The organism is Novosphingobium flavum (assembly GCF_014230315.1).
Classification (GTDB): domain Bacteria; phylum Pseudomonadota; class Alphaproteobacteria; order Sphingomonadales; family Sphingomonadaceae; genus Novosphingobium; species Novosphingobium flavum.
In genome coordinates, this window is sequence record NZ_JACLAW010000011.1 from 57,103 (window position 1) to 83,488 (window position 26,386).

At 63.5% G+C, this 26,386-nt stretch carries 20 protein-coding genes and 1 pseudogene; 5 read left to right on the plus strand and 16 right to left on the minus strand.

Annotated features, from left to right (window positions below; translation table 11 throughout):
• Positions 1–163: 163 nt before the first annotated feature.
• The 4 genes and pseudogenes from H7F51_RS14240 to H7F51_RS14255 all read right to left on the minus strand — a co-directional run.
• Positions 164–577, minus strand: a pseudogene (locus tag H7F51_RS14240) (IS6 family transposase); the annotation flags it as partial.
• Positions 578–642: 65 nt separating this feature from the next.
• Positions 643–1,359: an IS6 family transposase gene (locus tag H7F51_RS14245; protein WP_185664979.1), complete on the minus strand. Its 717-nt coding sequence runs from the start codon at positions 1,357–1,359 to the stop codon at positions 643–645.
• Between the two features lie 16 nt (positions 1,360–1,375).
• Positions 1,376–2,671: an MFS transporter gene (locus H7F51_RS14250; RefSeq protein WP_246448484.1), complete on the minus strand. Its 1,296-nt coding sequence runs from the start codon at positions 2,669–2,671 to the stop codon at positions 1,376–1,378.
• A 112-nt stretch (positions 2,672–2,783) separates the two neighbouring features.
• Entirely contained in the window at positions 2,784–3,806 is a 1,023-nt protein-coding gene (locus tag H7F51_RS14255) for an aldo/keto reductase family protein (RefSeq protein ID WP_185664980.1), read from the minus strand.
• Positions 3,807–3,955: 149 nt separating this feature from the next.
• On the opposite strand from H7F51_RS14255, the gene H7F51_RS14260 reads away from it, so the two are divergent.
• The 4 genes from H7F51_RS14260 to H7F51_RS14275 are packed head-to-tail and all read left to right on the plus strand — an operon-like array spanning position 3,956 to position 8,242.
• Positions 3,956–4,582, plus strand: coding sequence for a GntR family transcriptional regulator (locus tag H7F51_RS14260; protein ID WP_185664981.1), 627 nt, complete (start codon positions 3,956–3,958; stop codon positions 4,580–4,582).
• Between the two features lie 55 nt (positions 4,583–4,637).
• Complete coding sequence (locus tag H7F51_RS14265) at positions 4,638–5,747, plus strand: phenylacetate--CoA ligase family protein (protein ID WP_185664982.1); 1,110 nt, start codon at positions 4,638–4,640, stop codon at positions 5,745–5,747.
• A 1-nt stretch (position 5,748) separates the two neighbouring features.
• Positions 5,749–7,167 carry an aldehyde dehydrogenase family protein gene (locus H7F51_RS14270; RefSeq protein WP_185664983.1) on the plus strand — a complete coding sequence of 473 codons (1,419 nt, stop codon included), beginning with the start codon at positions 5,749–5,751 and terminating at the stop codon, positions 7,165–7,167.
• 7 nt (positions 7,168–7,174) lie between these two features.
• Entirely contained in the window at positions 7,175–8,242 is a 1,068-nt protein-coding gene (locus H7F51_RS14275; protein WP_185664984.1) for a lactonase family protein, read from the plus strand.
• Between the two features lie 118 nt (positions 8,243–8,360).
• On the opposite strand, the gene H7F51_RS14280 is transcribed toward H7F51_RS14275, so the two are convergent.
• From H7F51_RS14280 to H7F51_RS14320, 9 genes are all read right to left on the minus strand, one after another.
• Entirely contained in the window at positions 8,361–9,638 is a 1,278-nt protein-coding gene (locus H7F51_RS14280; RefSeq protein ID WP_185664985.1) for a gallate dioxygenase, read from the minus strand.
• Positions 9,639–9,694: 56 nt separating this feature from the next.
• Entirely contained in the window at positions 9,695–10,750 is a 1,056-nt protein-coding gene (locus tag H7F51_RS14285) for a sugar phosphate isomerase/epimerase family protein (protein WP_185664986.1), read from the minus strand.
• 13 nt (positions 10,751–10,763) lie between these two features.
• On the minus strand, positions 10,764–11,894 hold the full coding sequence (locus H7F51_RS14290) for a Gfo/Idh/MocA family protein (protein WP_246448487.1): 1,131 nt from the start codon (positions 11,892–11,894) through the stop codon (positions 10,764–10,766).
• Complete coding sequence (locus H7F51_RS14295; protein ID WP_185664987.1) at positions 11,894–13,111, minus strand: lactonase family protein; 1,218 nt, start codon at positions 13,109–13,111, stop codon at positions 11,894–11,896. The genes H7F51_RS14290 and H7F51_RS14295 overlap by 1 nt, the downstream gene beginning before the upstream one ends.
• Entirely contained in the window at positions 13,111–14,250 is a 1,140-nt protein-coding gene (locus tag H7F51_RS14300) for a sugar phosphate isomerase/epimerase family protein (protein WP_185664988.1), read from the minus strand. The genes H7F51_RS14295 and H7F51_RS14300 overlap by 1 nt, the downstream gene beginning before the upstream one ends.
• A gap of 3 nt (positions 14,251–14,253) precedes the next feature.
• Positions 14,254–14,721 carry a C-glycoside deglycosidase beta subunit domain-containing protein gene (locus H7F51_RS14305; RefSeq protein ID WP_185664989.1) on the minus strand — a complete coding sequence of 156 codons (468 nt, stop codon included), beginning with the start codon at positions 14,719–14,721 and terminating at the stop codon, positions 14,254–14,256.
• 13 nt (positions 14,722–14,734) lie between these two features.
• Positions 14,735–16,009, minus strand: a complete 1,275-nt coding sequence (locus H7F51_RS14310) for an MFS transporter (protein ID WP_185664990.1) — start codon at positions 16,007–16,009, stop codon at positions 14,735–14,737.
• A 23-nt stretch (positions 16,010–16,032) separates the two neighbouring features.
• A complete protein-coding gene (locus H7F51_RS14315) occupies positions 16,033–17,727 on the minus strand; it encodes a GMC oxidoreductase (RefSeq protein ID WP_246448488.1) in 1,695 nt (564 codons plus the stop codon).
• 100 nt (positions 17,728–17,827) lie between these two features.
• On the minus strand, positions 17,828–20,023 hold the full coding sequence (locus H7F51_RS14320) for a TonB-dependent receptor (protein ID WP_185664991.1): 2,196 nt from the start codon (positions 20,021–20,023) through the stop codon (positions 17,828–17,830).
• A 264-nt stretch (positions 20,024–20,287) separates the two neighbouring features.
• On the opposite strand from H7F51_RS14320, the gene H7F51_RS14325 reads away from it, so the two are divergent.
• Positions 20,288–21,514: an ROK family transcriptional regulator gene (locus H7F51_RS14325; RefSeq protein ID WP_185664992.1), complete on the plus strand. Its 1,227-nt coding sequence runs from the start codon at positions 20,288–20,290 to the stop codon at positions 21,512–21,514.
• A 63-nt stretch (positions 21,515–21,577) separates the two neighbouring features.
• Here the strand turns inward: H7F51_RS14325 and H7F51_RS14330 are convergent, their stop codons facing one another.
• From H7F51_RS14330 to H7F51_RS14340, 3 genes are all read right to left on the minus strand, one after another.
• On the minus strand, positions 21,578–23,767 hold the full coding sequence (locus H7F51_RS14330) for a TonB-dependent receptor (RefSeq protein ID WP_185664993.1): 2,190 nt from the start codon (positions 23,765–23,767) through the stop codon (positions 21,578–21,580).
• 253 nt (positions 23,768–24,020) lie between these two features.
• Positions 24,021–25,268, minus strand: a complete 1,248-nt coding sequence (locus H7F51_RS14335; protein WP_185664994.1) for an MFS transporter — start codon at positions 25,266–25,268, stop codon at positions 24,021–24,023.
• A 221-nt stretch (positions 25,269–25,489) separates the two neighbouring features.
• Entirely contained in the window at positions 25,490–26,386 is an 897-nt protein-coding gene (locus H7F51_RS14340) for a bifunctional 5,10-methylenetetrahydrofolate dehydrogenase/5,10-methenyltetrahydrofolate cyclohydrolase (protein WP_185664995.1), read from the minus strand.

Consider the following 26,386-nt stretch of genomic DNA (forward strand, 5'->3'; position numbering starts at 1 on the left):
GTTATCCGCACGGCGCGAATGCCCGCGAACAACGGCGAAATTCCCCGGCTTTGAGGCAGTGGTTTGGGATTATCCCGTTCGTCCCGGGTGGTGCGTGGCGGAGATGTCAGTCTGATGCGAACTCGTCTCCGTTGGTCAGGCCTACCCTTCTCCGCACGATTTATCAGGCCATGAGATTCTGCCACTCGGCGAAGGCCGCCGAGCGTCTCCGTTTGTAGACTTCCCTGCTGACGAGATGGCGTTCCTGGGCAAAATGATTGTGAACCGAGGCGTGGACCGAAGCGAATTTCTGCAGCGTCTTCATCCGCCGGAAACGCTGCATCACCCGCTCCTTTCGGCGCAGGGGCAGGTGTGAATTTTCAACCCGGTTGTTAAGGTGGCGGCCGGCCTCCCGGCGACCTTCGTTTCCGAGTTCTCGCATGGCGGCGGGGTAGGATCGCAGCCCGTCGGTGACGATGGCATCGGCCTTGCCGTGGCGCTTCAAGGTCTTCTTCAGGAACCGCAACGCTGCGGATTTATCTCGCTTTTTGGTGACAAAGGATTCCAGAACCTCGCCTTCGTGATCAACGGCCCGCCAGGGTGCTGTCAGTCTAATGCGAACCGCTCTCCACTGGTCAGGCGCCCCCTCACCCGTCCGGCACTTCAACCCATTAAGCTCTGCCACTCGGCCCATGCGGCCGAGCGGCGAAGCTTGTAGGTCTGTCTGTCAACGAGGTGGCGCTCCTGAGAGAAATGGTTGTGGACCGAGGCGTGGACCGAACTGAACTTCTGCAGCGTCTTCATCCGTCGGAAGCGGAGCATGGCACGCTCCCTCCTGCGGACGGGCAGGTGGCTGCTCTCACAACGATTGTTCGCCCACCTCCCCAGCTCCTGCTTTTGCTCGCATCCGAGTTCGGTCATCGCCGCGCGGTATGACCGTAAACCGTCGGTGGTGATCGCCTCGGGCGAGCCGTGGCGCTTCAGCGCCTTCTTCATGAACCGCAGCGCAGCCGCCTTGTCGCGGGTCTTGGTAACGTAGCTTTCCAGGACTTCGCCTTCGTGATCGACGGCGCGCCAGAGGTACACCATCTCGCCGTTCACCTTCACGTACATCTCGTCGAGATGCCACCGCCAGTGCCGGAAGCCCCGCATCCGACTGACCCGTTGTCGCCGGATGTCCGCCGCAAACAGCGGCCCGAACCGGTTCCACCAGTGCCGCACGGTCTCGTGACAGACATCGATGCCGCGCTCGAACAAGAGGTCCTCTACGTTCCTCAGCGACAGCGGGAAACGCACATACATGAGCACCGCGAGACGGATGATCTCCGGGGACGAGTTGAAGTATTTGAACGGACTGGCGGGCTTGCGAGGACGGGGCATGGCCCCGCCCTACCAGTCAACACCCCGCACCGCCAAGCGGTGCAGTTGGTCTGACAGAGTCCGCCTCACTATTGCGGGCGCTTGGAAACAGTACGATCCACACCGCGCATGTAATCGCTCCGAGGCACAGCGGAAGCAGCAGGAGCGGGGTCCATGCCACCGCGCCCGATGCAGCATTGGGTGCAACAAAGGCGGCGAAGATCTTGCCGGAGGATGCCGAGCCGATGGCAGCGCCGAAGCCCGAAATCATCAGCACCAGCCAGCTCTGCGCTTGCGCCGCAAGATCCGGGGTGGCGCACCTGGCAATGAACATCGCGGCGACGACGATGAAATAGTCGCTGCAGATGCCGTGCATGATCACACTCAAATAAGCGGCGCCCAGCAGGCCATGAGCGGCAAGGATGAACAGCGCAAAGCGAACGCCCCACAGCCCCATTCCGAGCAGGAGCGACCACTTCATCCCGATCCGCGAGAGGGCAAAGGGAATGGTCACGATGAAGACGAGTTCGGACAATTGCCCCATCGCCAGCACCCCGGCGACATTCTTGATCCCCAGCGCCGCCAGGTAAGGCGATGCAAAGGTGTTGTAGATCCCAAGCGAGATCGATGTAAGCAGCGCGCAGAACATCAAGACCGCAAAGCCCCGGTTGCGGAACAGGACAAAGGCCCTGGCCCCCACCAGGTCGCCCAACGAAAAGTGGGAATCCACCGAAGGCGGCGGCCGCTTGGGCAAAGTCTGCGCGACCAGGGCAAGCGCAGTACTGCTCGCCGCGGCGAAATAGAATACCCCGGTCGAGGACGACAGCCCCAAGGCCCCGACGCAAATGCCGGCAAGGGCCCAGCCGAGCGGTCCGAACACGCGGATATAGGGAAATATTCGCTGGTGTTCGCCCAGTTCGACCAGCGCGATGGCGTTGACCATGCCAAGGGTCGGCTGGAAGAAGAGCATGTTGCAAAAGATCAGCACCAGGGTCAGCGTGAGATCGCCCCCCTGCAGCGCGGAAGGGATAGCAGTGATGATCGCCGCGCTGGCCAGGTGCAGAAGGCTCAACAGGTTGCGGGGAGCGAGGAAGCGGTCGCCTACCGCGCCCATGAACAGGGGCGAGACAATCGCCGCGATCGCGCTGAGGAAATAGGCCTGCCCGATCACCGAGGCCGCACCGTGGGTAGACAACACCAGGCCGAGCGTGGCGAACCACGATCCGAAGACCGCGAATTCGAGCAGCATCATCGCCACCAGCTTGGCGACCAGAGGCCGCGCGACCTTGCCGGTGGGTTGGGCGCCGGAACCGGCATCCACGATGGGCATCATTTCCCGCTCTCCCTTATGCGCTGCCCTGCTGCTCGGGCGATTGTCGCAATCGTGAACCCGGTCGAAGGCAATGGCGATGGGCCTTTCAGGCACCCTCAACCGGTGCTTTCGGCTACCCGCCCGGCCGCGCGGCCGGGGTAAACTGGGCGGTCAGGGCCGGGTCCGTATTGGCAACGCCCGCGAGGATCGCATCGATCCGGGCCATGACGTCGGGCGACAGGTCGATCTCGGCCGCCTTCACGTTCTCGGTCAGTTGTTCAGGGCGCGAGGCGCCGATCACGGCCGTCGCGACATTGGGATTCTTGAGCACCCAGGCGAGGGCCATCTGTGACATCGAAACGCCAAGGTCGGCCGCAACCGGCTTGAGGTTCTGGACGGCCTGCAACACCTCATCGGTCAGCCAACGAGAGATCATCTGCGCGCCGCCGCCGACGGTGTCGAGCGCACGCGAGCCTTCGGGCGCTGCCTGTCCCGGCAGGTACTTGCCCGAAAGCACGCCCTGCGCCATCGGCGACCAGACCATCTGGCTAATCCCCAATTCCTGCGAGGTCGGCACAACCTCCCCTTCGATCACGCGCCACAGCATCGAATATTGCGACTGGTTGGAGATTAGCGAGAAGCCCATCTGCCGGGCCAACGCCTGCCCCTCGCGCAGCGCCTCGGGCATCCACTCGCTCACGCCGATATAGAGCGCCTTGCCCTGCCGGACGATGTCGGCGAACGCCTGCATCGTTTCCTCTAGCGGCGTGAAACGATCGTAGCGGTGGGCCATGTACACATCGACATAGTCCATGCCGAGCCGGCTGAGACTGCCGTTGATGCTTTCCATGATGTGCTTGCGTGACAGGCCAACCTCGTTGGGGCCGCGCGGCGCCGGAACGGCCGGGTAGAAGCACTTGGACATGACCACCAGCGACGAGCGCCGCTGACCCTTCAGCGCGGCGCCAAGGCATTCCTCGGCCGCGCCGTTGGCATAGGTGTCAGCCGTGTCGAAGCTCGTGATGCCGAGATCGAGCGCCGCGCCGATGCAGCGCTCAGCGACCTGGCGATCCCGCTCCGCGCCCTGCGTGAGCCAGTTTCCGAAGGTCAGGGCCGAAACCATGAGACCAGAGCGACCAATGAAGCGATGTTCCATGACGGATCGTATATACGATTATAGACAATCGTGGCAATACAGTTTCCCAGCGCCCGGACGAGCAGGCAATCCGCCGGCCGGGAAGCGCCCGCAACCTACGCTTGTGCCTCCATATTGACGGACTTGCTTCAGGCTGCCACCCGAATCACATGGGCAACGAAACAGTCTATGAATCACTGCGGACGGCGATCGCGTCGGGGGAATTGCAGCCGAATATGCGCCTGGTCGAATCCGACCTAATGGCGCAGTATGGCGCCTCACGCCCGGCGGTCCGCAATGCGCTCCTGCGTCTCGAGACAGAAGGACTGGTTGAGCAGCCCAAGAACACCAGCGCGCGGGTCCGCATGGTTGGTCCCGACGAAGCCATCGAAATCTATCAGGCCCGTTCACTGCTGGAGAGCCATGCGGCAAGCTTGGCCGCGACCCGGGCGACGCCCGAACAGCTTGCCGAGTTGGAAGCGCTCATCGAACGCGCCGAAGCGGGGTCGCCGACGGAAACCCTGAGTTCCGAGACGCAGTTCCACCAGAAGATCCTGGAAATCGCCGGCGATGGCACGATCAAGCGCCTTTGCGGCAGCCTGCACGGCCATCTCCTGCGCTATCACCACTATACAAAGCTGGTGCAGGATTGGTCGGCCCATTCGCCCTGCGAACACCGGGAGATTCTCGAGGCACTGCGCGCCAGCGACGCGGCAGCTGCGGCTCGGGCCATGCGCAAACACCTTGATCGACTGACGGAAATCCTCAGGCAAGCCCTGACAAAACGCGATCATTGACACGATTATATATAATCTTGTAACAGGATTCTGCTTCATACGAGAGTATCCTGCCATGTCGCACGCCGCCAACCCGATTCTCGAATTGCCCTTCGGCACTCTGCCGGACCCTGATGCGTACATCCAGGCGGCCATGGCCTGGCACTTCGATCCCGAAACCGGCTCGCCGTTCTGGCTTGAGCGGGCCAAGACCCTGGACTTCGATCCGCGCGCCGACGTGAAGTCGCACGCCGACCTCGCGCTGTTCCCCAACGTCACCGACGAAATCCGCGACGTTCCCGCCGCCTCGTTCATCCCCAAGGGCTACGGCTCCAAATCGCAAGTGCTCGCGATCATCGAAAGCGGCGGCACCACTGGCGCGCCCAAGGCGCTGCCGCTGATGGCTGACTTCGCCCAGTTGATGGTGGACCGCGACGTTTATATCTTCGAGCACTACGGCCTGACTCACGAGAAGAACTGGCTGCTGTTCTCGCCCAGCGGCCCGCATGGCGCACTCGAGCAGGCTCGCCGCGGCGCCCGCGCCTACGGCGTTCTTCCCTTCGCGATCGACATGGACCCGCGCTGGGTGAAGAAGGAAATCGGCGCCGGCAAGCAGGCCGAGGCCGACGCCTATGCCGAACATCTGCTGGATCAGGCGCTCTTCATCATGCGGGGTCAGAACATCGGCTATATCCGCCTTACCCCGCCGATCCTCTCGCGCATCTGCCGCCATGACGAATGGGTCGACCTGATCCGCGAGAACGTGTCCTACATCCACTGGGGTGGCGCCTCGATGGACGCCGACACCCGCCACTTCTACATGGACGAGATGTTCCCGGGCATGACGCTGGCCGGCTCCTACGGGACAACCATGGCCCTGGGTTCCGGCGGCGCACAGCGCTTCGGCGCAGAGGACGCGAACGAGACGATCTTCGACCCGACCCTATCTCCCTACACCACCTTCGAAGTGCGCGACGCCAACACCGGCGAGCGCGTGGAATATGGCCAGCGCGGCCAACTCGTGGTCAACCACGTCAGCAAGGCCCTGCTGCTCCCCAACAATGCCGAGCGCGATGCCGTGACCCGGATCGCGCCGGTCAATCCCAACCAGATCGGTGATTCCATCGCCGACATTGCCCCGCTGGTCGAATTCAAGGGCCAGAAGGTGATCGAGGGGGTGTACTGAGATGTCCGACGTTCTCGACGAACTGTTCCAAATCGACGCCCTCGGCCCGTCCGGCGCCTATCGTTCGCGCAACCGGATGACCGTGACCGAGGTCGGCGGCAAGCCCGTGGCCGAACTCAGCCTCGCTCCCGCCCCCTACGTTTCGCGCGCCATGTCCGCCTTGCGCAAGGCAGACACAATGGACCGCGAGGCTCGCCTTGCCGCCATCGCCCGGGCGGGCGAGGCTTTCCAGAACGGCACTATCGCCGGGCTCTCGCCCGACGAATACCACCGCATGGTCTCGCGCATTTCCGGTCTCGGCATTGCCGAAGTACGCTCCGCCGCGGGCAAGATCGCGGCCTATTCCCAGCAAGCGTGGGACCGCGCGCAGTTCGCCCGTCCGCTGGGCGTGGTGCCGACCACCGACCATCCGTCCGTCGGCAAGGGCGTGGGCCTGTGGGTCCGGCGCGGTGACGTGTTCGGGGTCCATGCCGCAGGCAATCACCCCGCGATCCACGGGGGCTGGCTCGAAGCGCTTGCGCTCGGTTACCGCGTGGCCGTGCGCCCCTCACGCCGCGAGCCGCTCACCCCGCACCGGCTGGTCACCGCCCTGCACGAGGCCGGGTTCGGCCATGATCATGTCATCTTCCTGCCGACCGACTATGCGGCGGCCGACGAGATGATCCACGCCTCCGACCTCGCCATGGTCTACGGCGGCGCCGACGTGATCGCCAAGTACAGCGGCACCCGCCTGCTTCCGCAGGGACCGGGCCGCTCCAAGATCCTGATCGCCGGCGAGCACGACTGGCGCGACTATGTCGATCTCGTTGTCGAATCCGCCAGCCGCGGCGGCGGCACTGGCTGCACCAATGTCACCACGATCCTGGTCGAGGGCGACCGCTCCGTCGCGGCCGACTTCGCCCGCGCCGTGGCGGACAAGCTGGCCCTGATCCCCTCGCTCCGCCCGGAAGACGAGTGCGCCGTCCTGCCGGTCCAGCCGATCGAGGAAGCGCGGCGGATCGAAAGCTACCTGCTCGAAACTGCGCAGGGCACCGAGGCCATGCTCGGTGGTGAGGGGATCGTAGACGACCTGGGTGACGGCAGCGCGGTGATGCGCCCGGCCGTGCATGTGCTCGACAGCGCAGCCGACGTGCAGACGAAGGGCATCGAACTGGCCTTCCCCTGCCTGTGGTTCGCGCCGTGGTCGCCGGAAGATGGCCTCGCTCCGCTCAAATCCACTCTCAACCTGGTGCTGATCGGGGCTGAGGACGGGTTGATCGAGGCAGGCTTGGAAGACGGTTCGATCCGCAACGTCTATGCTGGCGCCGTGCGCTCCTATTTCAGCGCACCCAACATGCCGCACGACGGCTATCTCGCCGACTTCCTGATGAAGTCAAAGGGGTATGTCCGGGTGCCGGATGCCCTCCCCCCGGCGCCCTGATCAGCGCATGTGGGCAGCCGACAAGGAACAGGCGGCGATGAACGCTGACGGGGCAAAGGCTGAGCGGTACCTCGTTGGGTGCTGGACCTTCACCGATCCGGACCGCGCGCTGGCGACCCCGGCCTGCCGGCTCGACGTTGCCGCGCAGGCCACGATCGGCGCGCATGCGGATCACGCCACCGCGGTCTATTACGGCGCGGTGGAGCCCGGCGGGCGCAGCATCCTGCTGCTCCACAACGATCTCCACCGCTCGTCCATGTCCCGCCAGCGTTTCGACGAGAACGGCAAATTGGTCGAGCTGGGCCGCTGGTCGAGCGGCGGCGATGGCGGCAGCTACATCGCCTTCGACCGGACCGGCGCCTACTTTGCTGTCGCCAACGCGCGGGGACGACGCTGGACGGTCTTTCGCAACGGCGATACGCCCGAAATCATCGCCCAGCTTACTCATGAGGGCAAAGGCCCGCATCCGCGTCAGGCCCACTCGCACCCGCATTGCATCGTCTTCTCACCCGACAATTGTTGGCTCTATGCCGCCGACATGGGCGCCGATGCCGTGCTTGCCTTTCCTTTCGATGCGGCCAGTGGGCAGGTCGGCGAGAAGCGCCTCGTCTATCGCGCTGCGCCTGGACTCGGCCCACGCCACATCCTGTTTCACCGCGGCCTCGCCTATCTCCTCTGCGAACTCGGTAACCGGCTGATCGTGCTCAGGCCGGGCGCGGACGGGATGCTGCAGGAACTGCAGGGGGTGGATACGCTGCCCGATGGTTTCACCGGTGATTCCCACACGGCCCATCTTGCGGTCGGGCCGGGTGACGATCTGATCCTCGTCTCGAACCGAGGGCACGATTCCATCGTCGGCTTCGCCCTCGGCGCAGACGGATTGGTGGTGCGCTGCGAGTGGACCGCGAGCGGAGGCAAGTGGCCGTGGTTTTTCCTCGTCACTGCCACCGGCGGTTTGCTGGTCGCCAATACCCTGTCCGACACGATCACGCAGTTCGCGCGGGATGTCGGCGGGAAATTCATCCAAACCGGGAGCGTCGCGGCCGAACGGCCAGCCTTTATCGCCCAGTTCTGACCCGCACGAAAGTCCTGGAGAGGAAAGGGGCGCAGGAGGCAAGGCCTCGCGCTCCCCTCAATGGCCGGATCGGTGGGCGATGCGGGCCGTTTCACCGCCCCCTCGCCCGCCCCGACGCTTACTTCGCCGCTTCGCCCGCTTCCTTGCCGGCGACGCCGTAAGTGATCGCGGCGTTGCGGGTCTTCTGGAAGTCCTCGAGGCTGAGGCCCTTCATCGCGGCGTAGATGTGGATGTTGCCCACGCCGGTGACCGCGCCGAGCTTTTCCAGCTGGAAGAAGATCACGCCGTAGCGGATCATCCCGATCCAGTCGCGGCGGCGGATCAGGGCGCGTTCCTCATCGGTCAGGTCGGCGGCGGCCAGCGTGCCTTCCTCGTCCTCGCGGAAGCGGGTGCGGACTTCCGGCTCGATCAGCGAGTGGAGGAAGTGGTTGATCCGGTAGCCCTTGACCGAGCGCTCGATCGTGAAGGGATAGGTGCCCTCCAGCTTCTCGACCCCGGTGAGCTGGTGGTTCATCCGCGCGATGAACTCGGCGTCGGTTTCCTCGCCCGCGCGGTCGGCGCCTTCCTCGAGGATCATCGAGACGATCGGGGTCATCGAGGGCAGGAAATAGGTCTTGTGAGTGCAGGTGACCTCGCTGGCCAGCGCACCGCGCATCATCAGCCACATCACGATTTCGGAGCCTTCCATCCCGCCGCGCTCGGCCAGTTCGGCCAGCGTGATGTCGAGCAGGCCCTCGGGGTCCTTCTCCAGACGGTCCATGAATTCCATGTCCCACGGCGTGTTGTTAAAGCCGCAGCGCTCGCCATGCACCTGGTGCGAAAGGCCGCCGGTGCCGACGATCGCCACCTTGATGTCTTCGGGGTAGGACAGGATCGCGCGGCGCAGCGAACGGCCGAACTTCCAGAAGCGGCGCGGGCTCGGGATCGGGAATTGCAGCACGCCGCACTGGATCGGCAGGAGCTTGGCCGCCCAGCCCTGCTTGTCATGGTCGAGCACGACCGACAGCGGCGAGAAGGCGCCGTGATCGAGGTCCTTGCCCTGGAAGTAGGACAGGTCGAACTCGTCAGCGACCAGCCCGGTTGCGATGTGCTGGGCGAGCTTGGGATCGCCCTCGATCCGCGGCAGGTCGCGCGGGCCGCCGCCCTCGTCGGCCGGGCCGTAGCTTTCGCCGATGCCGAGGGCGAAGTGCGAGTAGTGATCGGCGAAGAAGGCCGTCATGTGGTCGTTGTAGATGTATAGCAGCACGTCCGGCTGCTTCTCGCGCAGCCACGCCTTGACCGGCTCATAGCCCTCGAAGATCGGCGCCCAGACCGGATCCTGCTGCTTGCCCGCGTCCTTGGCAAAGGCGATGGTGGGCGTATGCGAAGTGGCGATCCCGCCAACGATGGTAGCCAATGACTTTCTCCTGAAAATTCCTGCCCACGCCGCCCGGCGGCGCAGGCCATGGCGATTCAACCGATTCCCATCAGCCGCTTGTTGAGATCGCGGTCTGCCCCGCCGACGGCGAAGTCGTCGAATGCGTGTTCGGTGACGCGGATGATGTGGCGGTCGATGAACGGCGCGCCCTCGGCCGCGCCCTGCTCGGGATGCTTAAGCGCGCACTCCCATTCGAGCACGGCCCAGCCGGGGAAGTCGTACTGTGCCATTTTCGAGAAGATCGCGGCAAAGTCGACTTGGCCATCACCGAGGCTGCGGAACCGGCCGGGGCGATCCACCCACGACTGGTAGCCGCCATAGACTCCCATCCGGCCATTGGGGCGGAACTCGGCGTCCTTGACGTGGAAGCACTTGATCCGCTCGTGGTAGATGTCGAGGTAGGCGAGGTAATCGAGCTGTTGCAGCACGAAGTGGCTGGGATCGTACAGGATGTTTGCGCGCGGGTGGTTGCCGAGCCGCTCGAGGAACATCTCGAAGGTCGCCCCGTCGTGGAGGTCCTCGCCGGGATGGATCTCGTAGGCGGCATCGACCCCGTTGTCCTCGAACACGTCGAGGATCGGCTTCCAGCGCCGGGCCAGTTCATCGAAGGCGTCTTCGACCAGACCTGCCGGACGCGCCGGCCACGGATAGAAGTAGGGCCAGGCGAGCGCGCCGGAGAAAGTCGCGTGAGCGGTCAGGCCGAGGTTGCGGCTGGCCCGGGCGGCGAGCTTGACCTGTTCGGTCGCCCACTCCTGCCGCGCCTTCGGGTTGCCCCGGACATGCGGCGCGGCGAAAGCGTCGAACTGGGCGTCGAAGGCCGGGTGAACCGCGACCAGCTGGCCCTGGAGGTGGGTTGAAAGCTCGGTCACGGCGAGGCCCTTCTCGGCCAGCATCCCGGTGATCTCGTCGCAATAGGTCTGACTGGCCGCGGCCTTTTCCAGATCGAACAGGCGCGCATCCCAGCTCGGGATTTGGATGCCCTTGTAGCCGAGCGAGGTGACCCAGTCGGCAATGGTATCGAGGCTGTTGAACGGAGCGCCATCGCCCGCGAACTGGGCGAGGAAGATGGCGGGGCCCTTGATGGTCTTCATGATTGTCTCTCCCTCAGACGGTCAGCTTGACCCAGCCAGCCTTGCCATCGTTGGCGTCGCGGCTGGCAGCGACGGCGGTGGCGATGAAGGCCATGCCGCGCAGGGCGGTGTCGATCCCCGGCAGCAGCGGGGCCTGCTCGCCCCGCAGCACGGCGGCGAAATCGCGGTAGATGTTGGCGAAAGCCTCGAGATAGCCCTCGGGGTGCCCGGTCGGTGTACGGGTACGCGAGGCAGCGTCAGGGCCAAGCTGCGACCCGCCGGCGTGGACGATTTCGGTGCGTCCATCGAGCGTGTTGATCGTCAGGGTGTTGGGCACTTCCTGCTTCCAGATCAGCCCGGCCTTATCGCCATAGACCCGGATACGCAGCCCGTTCATCTCGCCCACTTCGATCTGGCTGGCGAGCAGCACGCCCCTCGCCCCGTTCTCGAAGCGCAGCAGAACCGAGCAGTCATCATCGACCAGCCTTCCGGGCACCACCGCGCCAAGATCGGCGAGCAGCTGAGTGACCTGCAGGCCGGTGACGAACTCGGCCAACTGGAAGGCATGGGTGCCGATATCGCCAATGCAGCCGCCCGGCCCTGAGCGCGCCGGATCGGTGCGCCATTCGGCCTGCTTGCCCGAGGCCTCCCCGGCCAGCCAGCCTTGCGGGTACTCGACCACGACCTTGCGCACCGTGCCCAGCGCGCCCGCAGCGATCCGCGCCCGCGCCTCGCGCACCAGCGGGTAGCCAGAATAGGTGTGGGTCAGGCCATAAGGCAGGCCCGCGGCGGCCACATGCCCGGCCAGTTCCTGCGCCTCGGCATAGGTCGAGGTGGCCGGCTTGTCGCTCAGCACCGGCAGGCCCGCCGCCAGCGCCGCGCGCGCGGCGGGCAAATGGTGGTAATTGGGGCTGACGATCGCGACGAAGTCGATCCCGTCGCCCCGCGCCTTCTCACCCGCGAACATCGCCTCCATCGAGGGGTAGGCCCGCTCCGGATCGATCCGGTAGGTCTCCGCCGCCGCCCGGCTGCGCCCGGCATCGCTCGAAAAAGCCCCGGCGACCAGCTCGATCTCCCGGTCCATTTCCGCCGCGATCCGGTGGATCGGGCCGATGAATGCCCCCGGACCGCCCCCGATCATCCCCATGCGCAAACGGCGTGACATTACTCGCTCTCCCCAGTCTCGTTGTCTGATTGCCCCAATTCGACGAGCGCAATGAACGCAGGATCGGGAACGGGGGCTTGGGCGAGCCATGTCAGGTTGCCGGTGTCGGGGCAAACTGCATAGCTATGGACAAGATGTGCAGGCCGATCAGCGACCAGCATGAACCGGCCAGAGGGTGCAAATGTGAAGCTGCGCGCGGCCAGCCCCGGATGGATCGAGGGCGCCAGCGGCACGGCGCCGGCCGGCTGCAGCGCACCGGCCGCGTCGACGCGGAACCAGGCCAGTGTGTCCTCGCCGCGGTTATTGACATACACATGGCCGCCGGCCGGATGGACCCGCACCTCGGCCGGCTCGTTCGGGCCGTGATAGGCTGGTGACACGGTCGAGACCCGCTCCAGCACAGTCAGATCGCCGCTGGCGGGATCGAGCCGCAAGGCAGCAAGTTCCGAGGAGAACTCGCAGGTCGCATAGGCCAGACCGCTCACCGGATCGAAGGCAATGTGGCGTGGCCCCACTTCCTCGGCCATCTGGAGCACCGATGCGCCTTCAAGGCTTGAGCCAACCAGCCGGAACACGACGATCCGGTCCGTCCCCTTGTCGCAGACGATCACGAATTGACCCGAGGGATCGATCACCGCGCAATGGGCATGGGGATTGGACTGCGCATGGCCGCCATTCTGCGGCGAGAAGTTCGGGTCCTTGCCGTGCCCTTCGAAGATATGGATATCCTCGATCGCGCCGACCCGGCCGTCGTCTTCCACTGCGAACAGCACCGCAGTGGAATCGTCATAGACATAATCGACTGCCCAACTGCCGTCCGGCCTGCGATAGACCTTCTCGACATGCTGGAAATCGCCGTGATTGGCACTTACCAGCAGGCGCTTCTCCGCGCTGTAGTCGAGAAAGGTTGGGCGCGGCCCCGGCGCGATCTGCGCATTGCGCCAGGTCAGCTCCCCGCTCACCGGATCAACCGACAGGGCATGGACCGCCGCCGGCTTGTCGACCGGCCCGCGCCCATCGGTCTTGCGCTCGTCGACCGCATAGAGCGTGCCGGTATCGGCGGCATGGACGAGATAGCCGGCATCCTTGGGCTCAGGCGCATGGTTGAGCGCGGTGAGACCGCGTCCGTCGTCCGAAACCGCAAGCCCGTAGATCCCGCCGCCCTTCGTTCCGGGCGCAACACCATAGGTTCCGACATAGGCAACCAGTCGGGACATCAGTTGACCTCGGCGGGCGCTGCGATGCCGAGCAGACGGCGCAGCATCTCGTGATGACGGCGAACCTGGTCGACCTCGTCCATCATCTCGGCGCGGGTACGATCCTGGAAGTAGCGCTGCCCTTCGTATTCGGTGTTGATGTATCCCTCGTAGCCACCATCAGACAGGGCCTTCAGCGCGCCTTCGTAGTCGATCGCGATGTCCTGGTACTGGCCGGGATGGCCGGGAATCTCGGACATGTAGTTGAACTTGCCGTGGCACGAGACGACATGGCCAGCGAGCTGGCGCATCGTGTCGAGCCCGGTGTTGGACTGCATGATCGCTTCGGCCACGACGATATAGTCCAGTTCCGAAGGATCCGGCACGCGCGCCCGGGCAAAGTCGCGCAGGGCCGCGAAAGGCTCCGCCAGAACCGCGGTGCTGTCACCCGAAGTAAGGTAGCGCTTGAACTCGGAGCGCAGGTTTCCGGCTGTCTCGGTAGCCACCGAGGCAAGGTCGAACGGCCCCTCGCCCTTGCGCAGCAGCGCCGACAACTCCACCGCTGCCACGCTTGCCTCCGGCTTGGCCCCGCGCCGCTCATACTGAGCCAGCAGAACCTCCGAGGGACGGAACCCGAAGATCCCGAAATCGGGAACGATGCCAAGGCGGTCCGTGCCGTTGCGCTCCGCGAACTCGATGATCTCCGTCACCTGCTGACCTTCCAGGCGCATCGGCTGATGCACTTCCTTGCCCAGCCGCAGGTCGAGCCGTTCCGCCTCCGGCAGCGCCTTGATCATGACCTCGACCGGGCAAGTCGACAGCACGCGCACATTGCTGAACCCGAGCCGCTTGGCGAGCCGCATGTCGCGCATCAGCCGCTCGGCCACCTCGTCATAGGACATGACGTGGTCGCGGAACTGGAGGACGTCGAACGAGACGTCCATCGTCACAGGAACGGTGCCGTACTGCTCCATCCAGCTATGCCACCGGCGCACGAAGTCCTCGCCCGGGTCGGGGTAGCGCAGGGACATCTCATCGACGATCTCGATGCCGTCGGCACCGGGGAGGTTCTGCGACACCTCGCGGATCTGGTCCTCGAGGGTCAGTTCCTTGAAGAAGTGCGACTGCTGGTAGCTGTAGAAGGAAACGCCGATCTTCATGGCTCAGGCCTCCACGCTGTCGTTGAGTTCGAGATGATAGGTGATGACCTGGGGGGTCTTGTCCGAGCCCGCCCCGGTGCCGGTCTTGGGCGGCGCTTTTACCCATTCCTCGTCGGTCGGCAGGTAGCCGTAAGCGGCGATCACGCATTGCTGGAACCTGATCTCGTGCGCCCCGGGGGCCAGCCCGCCGGGCCTTGCGACATGCAGGATCGCCTCGTCGTCGTAGTCCCAGTGTTCCCAGACGCAGCCCTTGATCTCGTCGAACGAACGCGGCGGCTTGCCGTTGACCTCGAAGGTCTGGACCTCGCGCGGGTAATCCACCCCGTCGACCGTCAGGTAGTAGCCGGTGTGCAACGAAAGGAACACGCCGCGATAGTTGGCGATGCGCACCGCCAGCGAAAAGCCGACCACCTCGCCATCGACCACATCGTTGCGGAGGCTGTCGGAACGGATCAGGTAATTGTCGAACATCGGTTTCGTCCAATCAAAGTGCGGTTCGGGTCGCGGTAGATTGCTCCTCGCCCGGCGGGAACAGTAAGGTCCAGATGACGCTCGTCAGCAGGGCCAGGCCCATCGGCAACAGCCAGAGCGGCGTCCATCCCGCGACGCCGTGGGCCGGGTCTCCGGCCACGAAAGCGCCGTAGATCGAGCCGGAGAGCGCCGAGCCGATGGCAGCGCCGAAGCCCGAGATCATCAGGATCAGCCAGCCTTGCGCCTGGGCCGCCAGTTCCGGGGTCGCGAGGCGGGCTATGAACATGGCGGCGATCACGATGAAATAGTCGTTGCAGATGCCGTGCAGGGCCACGCCCACCACCGCCATCGCAGGCATACCTTGAGCCGCCAGGATAAACAGGGCAAAACGCACCCCCCACATACCCATCCCCAATAGCAGCGCGCGCTTCATGCCGATCCGGACGAGAACCCATGGGATCGTCACGATGAAGGCCACTTCCGAGATCTGCCCGAGCGCCAGGACCCCGGCGACATTCGAGATCCCGAGGGCCGCGATATACGGCGAGGCAAAGGTGTTGTAGAAGCCGAGCGAGATCGACGTGAGCAAGGTGCAGGCCATCAGCACCGCGAAGCGGCGGTCGCGGAACAGAACCAGCGCCCTGACCCCGACGAGATCACCGAGCGAGATATGCGCCCCGGCAGAAGGCGGCGGGCTGTAAGGCAGGGTCAGCGAATATACCGCCAAAAGCGCCGCGCTGCCCGCAGCAATGTAGAACACCCCGGTCGAGGCGGAGAGGCCCAGCCCGCCGACGCAGAGGCCGGCGACGACCCAGCCCAGCGGCCCGAATACCCGGACATAGGGAAACAGCCGCTGGTGGCGGTCAAGCTGGGTCAGCGCGATCGAATTGACGAGACCGAGCGTCGGCTGGAAAAACGTCATGTGCAGGAAGATCAGGCCAAGAGTCAGGCCGAACTCGCCCGCTTGCAGCGCGGCCGGAACGGCCCCGATCGCCACGGCGCCCACCGCGTGAAGCAGGGCCATCAGGTTGCGCGGTGCAAGGTAGCGATCACCGATAGCGCCCATGAACAGGGGCGAGACAATCGCCGCCACCGCACTCAGCAGATAGGCCTTGCCGATGATGCTCTCGCCGCCGTGGGTCGCCAGGACCAGGCCGAGGGTCGCGAACCACGAGCCGAAGACGATGAATTCAACGAGCATCATCGCGCTCAGCCGCACGGCCATCAACCGCTCGCCGCCCGTCATCGGACCTTCCGACAGCTCCGCAGCCTTGACGATAATGTCCATTCGCGCTCTCCCCGCGGCCCGGCTCAGAGTTCCCCAGCCAACAGCTTCCTCGCCGCATACTCGCTGGCCCGGATGGTCAGCGCCATCAGGGTCAAGGTCGTGCCCGTGCACCCGCTGGTCGGGAAACTGCTGGCGTCAGTCACGAACACGTTGGGCGCATCCCAGCACTGGTTCCACTCGTTGAGCACCGACGTCGCCGGATCGTTGCCCATTCGCGCGCCCCCGCTTTCATGAATGGCGGCACCGAGCGACATGCTGCTCCGGAAGTTGAGCCGGAACAGCAGGCGGCTGAACCAGTCTGCGTCGGGGAAGGCGCCTCGTCCTTCTTCCTGGAAGCTTTGCGAAGAGCCGGCGAATTCGATGTCCAGGCCAGCGTTCAAGGCCATTTCGCGGATACTACGCTCCTGCTCGCGCAGCATGGCCAGTTCGTTGCCACCCATGGCAACGCTGAGATGAGGAATGGGAACACCCCACCGATCCTTGCGACGGGGATTCAGGGTAATGCGATTGTCGGCCTGGGGCAGCATTTCACCAAAGCCCATGAAGGCATAACGCGCCGGCTTGCCCTCCGGCACGTAGAGCCGCCCGACGGTGCCCTGGAACCCGAACCCGCGAATGAACTCGGGGTTTGTGCGGGCCGTCAGGTTGGAGAAGCGCGGAATATAGATTCCGCCCGATGCCCCATAGAACGGATCGGGCGGCAAGGGATCGGCCACTTCGCTACCGGTGCGCCCCGGCACGGTGCCCATGATCAGGTTGGGCACCTGATCCATGAAATAGCGGCCGAGATTCCCCGAACTGTTGCCCAGTCCAGCCGGATGCTTTCCCCCGGCCGAGTTGAGCAACAGACGAACGGATTCGATCGCCGAGGCGCAGACCATGACCACGCGGGCCGGTACGACCTCCACCTCGCCGCTGGTACGATCGACGAATTCGACGCCGGTGGCCCGGCCGGTTGCGGGATCGGTCTCGATCCGGCGCACCACCGAGTCAGACCGTATCGTCAGGCGGCCGGTTTCGAGGGCATCCAGAATAGGCTGAGGCACGCGCTTGATGTTGGGCGGCATGTACCGCCACGACGTAGGCTTGCGATCCGACCACCGCTGCGTGGTCCTTGCCTTGAAGTCCTGTTCGGCCGCGGTGAGCAGCGATGGGCCAGCAAAGTTGCCATCCGGCAGGTTGGAAATGCCCTCGGGGCAGCCGCGCACAGCCAGAACCTGCTCGGCCTTGCTGTAATAGGGGGCAAGGTCGGCATAGGAAATCGGCCAGTCCTGACCGTAACCATCCCGACTGGCAGCCTTGAAATCGAAATCCGACCAGCGCATCAGCACGCGGCCGAAGGTGTGGAGCCGCCCGCCCAGCTGTTTGCCACGGATCCACAGGAACGGCTTGCCGCGCGCGGTCGAGTAAGGGTGCTCGCTGTCTTTCACGAAAAGATGGCGCTGTTGCGCCCCGTAAAAGGCCACGCGCGATTGGAGCGGCTGCCCCGTTACGGCTGCCTTGGCACGGGCCCAGAGCTGGATGCCCTTCTCCTTCGGCCCCGCAAAATTCGTCGGGAAGTCGTCAGGCGTGATGTTCCGACCGGCTTCCAGCAGCAGGACTTCCAGCCCCCGCTCGGTCAGTTCTTTGGCGGCAAAGCTGCCCGCAGCCCCTGAGCCGACCACGATGATGTCATATTGCTTCGTCATGAGCTCAATCACACTGCCTGCCCAGGTCATTCAGCGAGAACCGCCGCCAATGCCGGGATATCCCGAAGAAAAATGGCGCTCGCGACAACAGGGCCGCGAGCGCCATTCATTTTGCTCGCTAGTCCTACAATCAGAACTTCACGCCGGCCCTCACACCATACTGCGAGGGTTCGGACAGGGTGAAGCCGCCCAGTTCGACCACGCCGAGGCGACGCTTGTTCTCGAGGTTGCGACCAAAGGCCTGAATATAGTAGGCGTCACCCGGCGCAAAATAACCAAGCGAGACCTCGGTGCGAGTGTATTCCTTCTGATTATAGCGAACGATCGCGCCGCCCGAAGGAATATAGTCGGTGACCTTGTACGAGCTCGAGTACTTGACCGCGACGTTGCCCGAGATCCGCGCACCGCTTGCAAGCGGGATGTCCTGGTTCAGGGCGACGCGGGCCGAGAACTTCGGTGACACGTCAAGCGGCTGGTCGACAAAGTCGGTGGTGGTATTCCCCGTCAGGGCGCCCGGGAAGAAATGCCCATACTTAGTGTCGAGCACAGCCACGGAATAGCTGATCCGGGTGTTGCGAGCCGGCTTGATCCAGCCTTCGAGTTCGGCGCCCGTGACCTTGGCCGGGGCATTGAAGGTGGTCGCACCGCCGAACGGAGAAACAGCGCTGACCTGATGATTCTTGTAGTCATAATGGAACAGGTTGAGCGAGAAATACAGCCTGCCATCCAGCACGGTGCCCTTAACCCCCGCCTCGTAGTCGGTGATCAGTTCCGGCTGGTAGACGATCGGGTTCGCCGCTGTGGCGACGCCGTCGTTGAAACCGCCAGCCTTGTAACCGGTTTCGACCTTGGCATAAGCGATCACATCACGCGAGAGATCGCCTTCGATCTGCGCCTTCCAGGTCAGCTTGCTCGCAGGAGCGCCGCCGCCCGGATAGTAGGCGATGCTGTTGATCGGCTGGCCAACGAAAAGCGACGTGTTGTTGGTGGCGGGCAGTTGGTTGAGGGGCAACTGAGGCGCGCCGTAGAAAAACGCGGGAGCCTTGCCAATCCGCTCCTTGGTATCATGCGTCCAGCGCAGGCCACCCGTCAGGCGCAGATTGTTGGTCAACGAATAGGTCGCGTTGCCGAACCCGGCATAGGTGGTCGCCCGGACGTACTGATCGTAGGCAAACAGCGCGTTGAAGAAACAACACAGGTTCAGATAGTCCTGGTAAGTCTCATACTCGTGGAAGTAATACGCACCAGCAACCCACTGGAACGGCCCGCCCGCATTCGACGAGAGACGCACTTCCTGAGTGGTCTGGTCATGACGGTGAAGGCTATATGCGCGGTCCGACTGGCTGGTCAGAGTTGCATCGTTCTTGGTGTTGAGCACGTCGAGCTTCGACTTGCGATAGGACCCGACGTAAGTCAGCTTGGCGAAGCCCAGGTCGGAGTTGAGTTCGCCCGAGATCCCGCCGGCCTCGAGGAAATAGTGATTGTCGATCCCCGGCAGGGCATACCGCAGCGAGTGATCATCGTTTTGGGCGACAGCGCGCGAGGCGGCGATGAACGCCGGGCCGGCTTCATCCTGCTTGGCATAATCGGCAGTGAGCACGAAATCGGTTGAAGCGCCAAGATTGAACTTGAGACTGCCGCGCAGGCCGAAGTTATTCTGGTCGTCGAGCGCGCGGGTGCCGTCACGGGTCTTGGTGTAGCCGTCATGACGGTTGAATGTTCCCGCCAAGCGCAATGCCACGTTTTCCGAAAGCGGTGCGTTGATCGCACCGTTCAGGCGGACGGTATTCCAGTTGCCGTATTCGGCCGAGAAATTGCCTTCGAACCGGTCCGTCGGCTGAACCGAGATGACGTTGACCACACCGGCAGTCGCGTTTCGACCATAGAGCGTGCCCTGTGGCCCGCGCAGAACCTCGACGCGGTCGACGTCGAACATGGCCAGCTGCTGCTCGGCGGGACGGGCGATGTAGACGCCATTGACGTTGAACGCGGTTGCCGGGTCACCCTTGGGCAGGAAGTCTGCGCTCGAAACGCCGCGGATGGCAAAGCCCGCGACCGAGTTCTCGACGTTGGGCAGAACGTTGGTCAGGTCCTTGGCCTGCGTAACGCCCTGCGAGGTGAGCTGCGCCCCGGAAACGGCGGAAATCGCGACCGGCGCCTTGCTCAGGGAGTCGTTGCGGCGCAGCGCAGTCACGACGATCTCGTCGGCCGAGGCCGGGCCGGCCCCTTCGGCCTGACCGGTCGTCGCCTGCGCCATCACCGGCGCGGTCTGTAGCAACGCAATGCCGACGGCGATCACGGATGCGCCAAAGCGGAAAGCCTTCATACAATCCTCCCATTTTTCCCGGCCTGGCAGCCGGCGATCGTCGCACGCCCTGAACATGGCTCTCATGTGCGACAGAGATGACTTAAACGTTTTTACGTTTGGATTTGCAATAGCATTATTGTTCGCTTTTTAAACCGTATTGCGCTCAATAGCTCATTTGAGCGTGCCGCAGCGCAGCATTATGACGTACATGCGCCACAAACAGCATAATCAGACCAACATCGCCCCTTTACCATTCGCAATGCGAACATTATGATATATCGCATGGCCACCCCTCCTCTTCCCACAAAGCGCGGCGCGCGGATCGACCGCGCAACCAACACCAAGGAGATCCTGTCCTTCCTCCGGGCGAGTGGCCCATCAACTCAGGCGGACATCGCACGCGCCACCGGCCTGTCGCGCGCCACGGTCAATCACATCGTCCAGACGCTGCGCGACCAGGGCGCGATTGAATACCAGTGGAAGAACCGGCGGGAGGCCCTGGTCACCCTCACCTCGACCCGGGATTCGGTGGCCTCGGTGATCGTGCGGGAACACACCGTCCACGCCATCCTGTTCGACTTCACCGCGCAGGAACGGTTCGACGTCTACAGCTCCGACTTTCCGGAAATCGACGAACCACAGACCTCCCCCGCCATGGTGCTGGGGATCGTCAATCGCCTTGCGGCCCTCGCAAAGGCCCGCAACGCGCCGCTGGCCGGGATTGCCCTGGCGATTGAAGGTCCGGTCGAACGCGAATCCGGGGCCATTGCGCCGTGGGCTTGGCATCGCCTGCCGCACTGGAAACAAGTTAACATCCGCCAGTATATTTCGCGCCACCTGCGCATTCCGCTGGTAATCGACAACGACGCCAATTTCGCCGCGCTGGGGGAATGGACCTGGGGCGTGGGCCGGGGCTGCAACGACTTCCTGCACATCACCAGTTCGGAGGGCATCGGCGGGGGGATCGTCATCAATGGCAGGATCTATCATGGCGGCACCGGGCTTGCCGGAGAGATCGGCCACATGGTGATCGAAGATGCCGGCGAACTTTGCTTCTGCGGCAGCCGCGGCTGCCTCACCAGCTTCGCCACCGAGCGGGCGATCCTCCGGGCATTGGGCAACACGGGCCGGCCGCGCACATCGTTGCGCGAGGTGATCGACGGTGCCCAACACGGCGATGCAGCCTGCCAGCGCGTCTTGTCCGAAGCCGGCCAACACCTCGGCAAAGCCCTTGCGACAGTGGTCCGCGTGATCGGCCCCAGCGTGATCGCGATCGGCGGGACGCTCGGCTGGGCCGGAGACATAGTGCTCGACGGCCTGCGCTCTTGCGCCGAGGTGATTAACCTGAGAGCGATCGGCAAGGCGCCGGACATCAAGGTCGCCGAAATCCTCGAACATGCGACCGAGCTTGGCGGCCTTGCCGCGATCCTGTCTGAACTCGATCTGGGGGCCAGCAGCCTCGTCCCCTGGATGGTAGCGCCCCGCCCCCTCGCCGCGGCATCTGCCTGAACGCAAACACAGAGCGGCCGTACTCCTTGCAGAGTACGGCCGCCTATCTCTTTGCTTTTCCGATCAGAAGTTGGCCTGCACCCTCACGCCGAAGGTCGCCGGAGCCGCGAACTGATACATGTTCAGGCCTTGGAACGTGGTGGCGCTGGGGACGGCGGAGGTCAGGACCACCTTGTTGGTTACGTTGCGCCCATAAGCCTGCACGCTCCACTTCTTGTCGGGCGACACATAGGTCACGCTCAAATCGAGCGTCGCATAGGCCCCCTGACGATCGGCCGCCGAGTTGAAGAAGGTGAAGAACTGCTCCGAGCGGTAAATCGCCTGGGCCCGCGGCGTGATCTTGCCGCCATTCGCCAGATTGATCGTGTGCTCGTAGCCGCCGGAGATCGACCATTCCGGCGCCTGGATCAGGCGGTGCCCGTCTTGCGGTACGTTCTGGTTCGAAACATTGACCTTGAAGTCCTTGTACTTCGCATCCAGCCAGTTCACCGAAAGGTCGATCGCGTCGGTTGGCGTGGCCTTCCAGTCGACCTGCGCCTCGACACCATTGACCCGCGACTTACCGGCATTGAGAGTCAGGGCGCCCTGGTTGGTGAACTGCTGCACCTGCTGGTCGGTATAGTCATAGTGGAAGGCGCTGACGTTGATCTGCAACGAATTGCCGAGGAAGCGGTTCTTGGAACCGATCTCATAAGCAATCACGTGTTCCGGCCCATACTCATTGAGCGTCGTGAACCCGCCCGACTTGTAGCCCTTGTCGACCTTGGCATAGATCAGGCTCCGCGACGAAACTTGGTAATCCACGCCGAAGTGGTAGGACCAGTCCGTATCGTCCGAGCGCGTCTTGGTCGGATCATCAGCGGCTGTGATCAGGGCCGGCTGGGCAGTCAGGGAATTGGCGCCGCCGAGCCCGGGACCACGCAGGGCATAGCCCGTGCGGCTCTTGGTATCGTGCGAGTAGCGCACACCCGCGCTCACCTTGAACGCATCGGTCAGCGAGTAGTTTACCTGGCCGAACCCAGCGCGAGACTTCGACTTCACCTGGTATTCGAAATCACGCAGGATGAACGGCACCCCGATCGGATTGACATAATTCAACGAGCTCAGGTTCAAGGTCTGGTCGTAGAAGAACCCGCCGAACTGCCACTGGAACGGACCGCTGCCGGTGGACGAGAAGCGCAGTTCGTGGCTCAGATCTTCCGAATACTCGCCCCGCTTGAACACGTAGTAGCTGGTGTCGGAGCCGTCGTTGTCAAACTTGTGATCCACGTCCAGCCCAACGAAGCCGAACAGGTAGGTCGCCTTCACCGGCCCGAAATCGTAGTCCAACTGGGCTGAGAGGTTCTTGCGAAGAGTGCGGAAGCTTCCAGCTTCGCTCAGCCCGAAGTTCTTCGCCTCGGCGGAAGTCGTCGGCGGCAGGGGATGGGCCGTGGGCGAGAAGCCGACAAGGGCTGGACCAACCCCACCCTGCTTGATGTAGGTGCCCGAAATCAACGCGCTGAACTGGTCGTTCGGCTTGAACAGCAGTTGCAGGCGCGCGCCGTTGGTATCCTCATCGTCACCGCGCAATTTGCCATTGGCCGGAAACAGCGACGAGGCGTTGTTACGATAGCCGTCATGATTCCGACTGATGATCGAGGCGCGCAAGGCAACAGTTTCACCGAGCGGAAGATTGATCGCCCCTTCACCATTGATCGTCTTGTAATTGCCCAGCGTCAGCGCGGCGTAGCCGCCGAATTCGCCCAGCTTCGGCTTCTTGGAGATGATGTTGACCACGCCGCCGGTGGCGTTGCGGCCGTAGAGCGTGCCCTGCGGCCCGCGCAGCACTTCGATCCGATCAAGGTCGAAGAAGGCGGCATTCATGCCTGAAGGACGCTGCAGGAAAACGCCATCAACGTTGATCGCCACGGCCGGGTCACCGATTTCGGTGCCATCACGGCTCGACACGCCGCGAACCGCGACGAAGGTCGAAGTGTTGGCCTGGCCGAACTGCACGCCCGGGGCAACGTTCTGCAATTGCTGGATGTCGTTCACGCCATTGATGGCAAGCTTGTCACCGCCGAGCACGTCGATGGCGATCGCAGTCTTCTGGGCCGAAGCCTCACGCTTTTCAGCGGTAACAACAATCTCCTCAAGCGCAGCGCCGTTGCCTGCGGACGCGCCATCCGGGGCCGTTTGCGCCATGGCCGGAGCCCCCGGGAACAGGGCAAGGCCGAGCGCGAGAATGGAAGTGTTGTGCAGGATGGCTTTCATTTCTCTCTCCCTGGAAAGAACAAAATCAAAAATTTTACGCGATAAACCTATTGATCAGAGAAAAAATCTCTAACCATTACGACAATATACAATCAATCCGGTTTATTGTTCCGAACATGAATGGTTTCCGGTCGTTGCAAAAATACAATATCTAATTAAATATATGAATTTTCGACGTAGTTCACCGTACTCCTCGGCGCCTACCGAGGAATCTATTTCTTTTGCAGTGAAACTATTTTCTCGAAGCTATCCCTTAACCCTCAGCCCCATCTCCGTCGGATTCCCTGATCCGCGGGATCATCAAATGCAGAAAACCCATCGCCGCGAGGTATGCCAGCGAGGCCACGGCAAACATCGGCCAGTATCCGTGCCCATTGGTCAGCGACCAACCGGCAAACTCGATCATCGACATGCCGGTGATGTTACCCGCGACCGAGCCCATCGCCGTCACCGTGGCGACGCGCTTGAGCGGCACGATGTCCGCCGTCAGCCCGAAGATATTGGTGACGAAGCCGTTGTGCGCGAACAGCGCGAGCCCGATCAGCAAGGCGGCCTGCCAGGGGCTGCCCATCTCCAGCGCCAACGTCACCGGCAGGATCAGCACCGAGAAAGCCAGCATCGAAACCTTGCGCGCGAGGTTGAGACTGAAGCCGCGCCGCAGGAGCGCCGGAAACAGCAGCCCACTCGCCATCGCCCCGAGCGCGGCCATGGCATAGGTCAGCGCGACCGGACCGCCAATTTCCGCCTGACTGAGATGGAACACCTTGCTGAACAGGTCCGGAATCCAGAACAGCATGAACCACCAGACCATATCGGCAAGCGCCTTGGTGCCGGTTATTGCCCAGGTCCGCCGGTCGGTCAGCAGTTCGCGCCAAGCGGTTCCACCGGCCTGCGGCGCGGCCTTCCGCGCAGCCCCAACATCCAGCTTCCTGGTAGAAATTTGCCAGACGACCACCCACAACACGCCGAGCCCGCCAGTCACGAGGAAAGCCGATTGCCAGCCAAACCAGACGGCGATCAACGGAATCACAAGCGGCGTAACGATGGCCCCGATGCTCGGCGCCGTGGCGATTATACCAAGACCAACCGACCGCTCTTCCAACGGCAGATACTGAGCCGTCGTCTTTACCGTTGCGGGACCGGCAACCGATTCACCGAGAGACAGGGTAACCCGGGCGACAACGAACTGCGTGACAGTTGAGGCCGCGGCATGGGCCATGCCTGCGAGACTCCATATGGCGACGGCCCAGCCATAAGCTCGCCGCACCCCAAAGCGGTCAACCAGCAGCCCCGAAAAGAAGACCGAGCCAGCCATTGCCAGGCTGAAGGCGGAACCAAGGTGAGCAAAGTCCTCGTCGCTCCACTGGAATGTCGCCTCAAGCGTGGGCTTGAGCAACGCCAGAACCTGCCGATCGACATAGGCGAGCACCGTTCCAAAAAAGACGAGGGCAATCAGGCCATATCGCATGCCCCGCCCATAGTGCTCAGCCGTGCCGTCCATAGGTACCTCTCTCCGAGCGAGCCGAAATCAACTCGGCTCAGCCGCTACCTCGCGCGGATCTCAAATCCGCATGGCACGACCGATTCTTTTCGCATCAGCACCTAGCGGAATGGATAGATAAATTCAAGATATTTGTATCCCATTTTTGAGCTTATGTCAGATTAAAGGCAATTCAATCTATTGTTGGGATACATTTTAGATTTCAAGCCCATTTGCAGACCTCATCTGGATGTCGCAAATGCAGTTTCGGCCGATGCCTCTGCCTCGGCGCTCATCTCCGCAGCTTGAGCCGTGTTCTCGAGGAGGCATGCGATAGTCATCGGCCCAACTCCTCCGGGCACCAGTGTCACCGCCCCGGCATGATCAAGCTCGTGCGCCGCACAGTCGCCAACCAGCTTGGTCGACCCGTCCGCCGCCCCGATCCGGCTGATCCCCACGTCGATAACGATCGCGCCCGGCTTGACCCAGAAGCCGCGCACGAGGTGCGGCGCACCGGCAGCGGCCACGATGATGTCAGCCTTGCGCGCCACATCCGCCAGATCGCGCGTTTCGATATGGGTGACGGTTACGGTGGCCTCCCGCTCGAGCAGGAGCATCGCGATCGGCTTGCCCACGATGTTGGACTTGCCGATTACCACGACGTTGAGGCCGCGGTAATCGCTCACCACGCTGTCGAGCAGCTTCATGATCCCCAGCGGCGTGCACGGCACCAGTCCACCGGTCCCGGTCGAAAGGCGGCCGACGTTGACCGGATGGAAGCCATCGACGTCCTTGAGCGGGTGAATGCGGTCCAGTACCTCGGCTGCGTCGAGGCCCGGCGGCAAGGGCAACTGGATCAGGATACCATGAATGGCCGGATCGCGATTGAGGCAGTCGATCAGGCCGAGCAGTTCCGCCTTGCCCGTTGCGGCGGGCAGACGATGCTCGACCGACCGGATCCCCGCCTTGCGGCACTGCGCCACCTTGCGCCCGACATAGACCTCGCTCGCCGGATCGCTGCCGACAAGAACCACGGCCAGCGCCGGTTCGATCCCCTTGGCCTTGAGACGCTCTACCCGAGTGATGGTCGCCGCCAACACGCCCGCCGCCATGGCCCGACCGTCAATGACCTCCGCCAT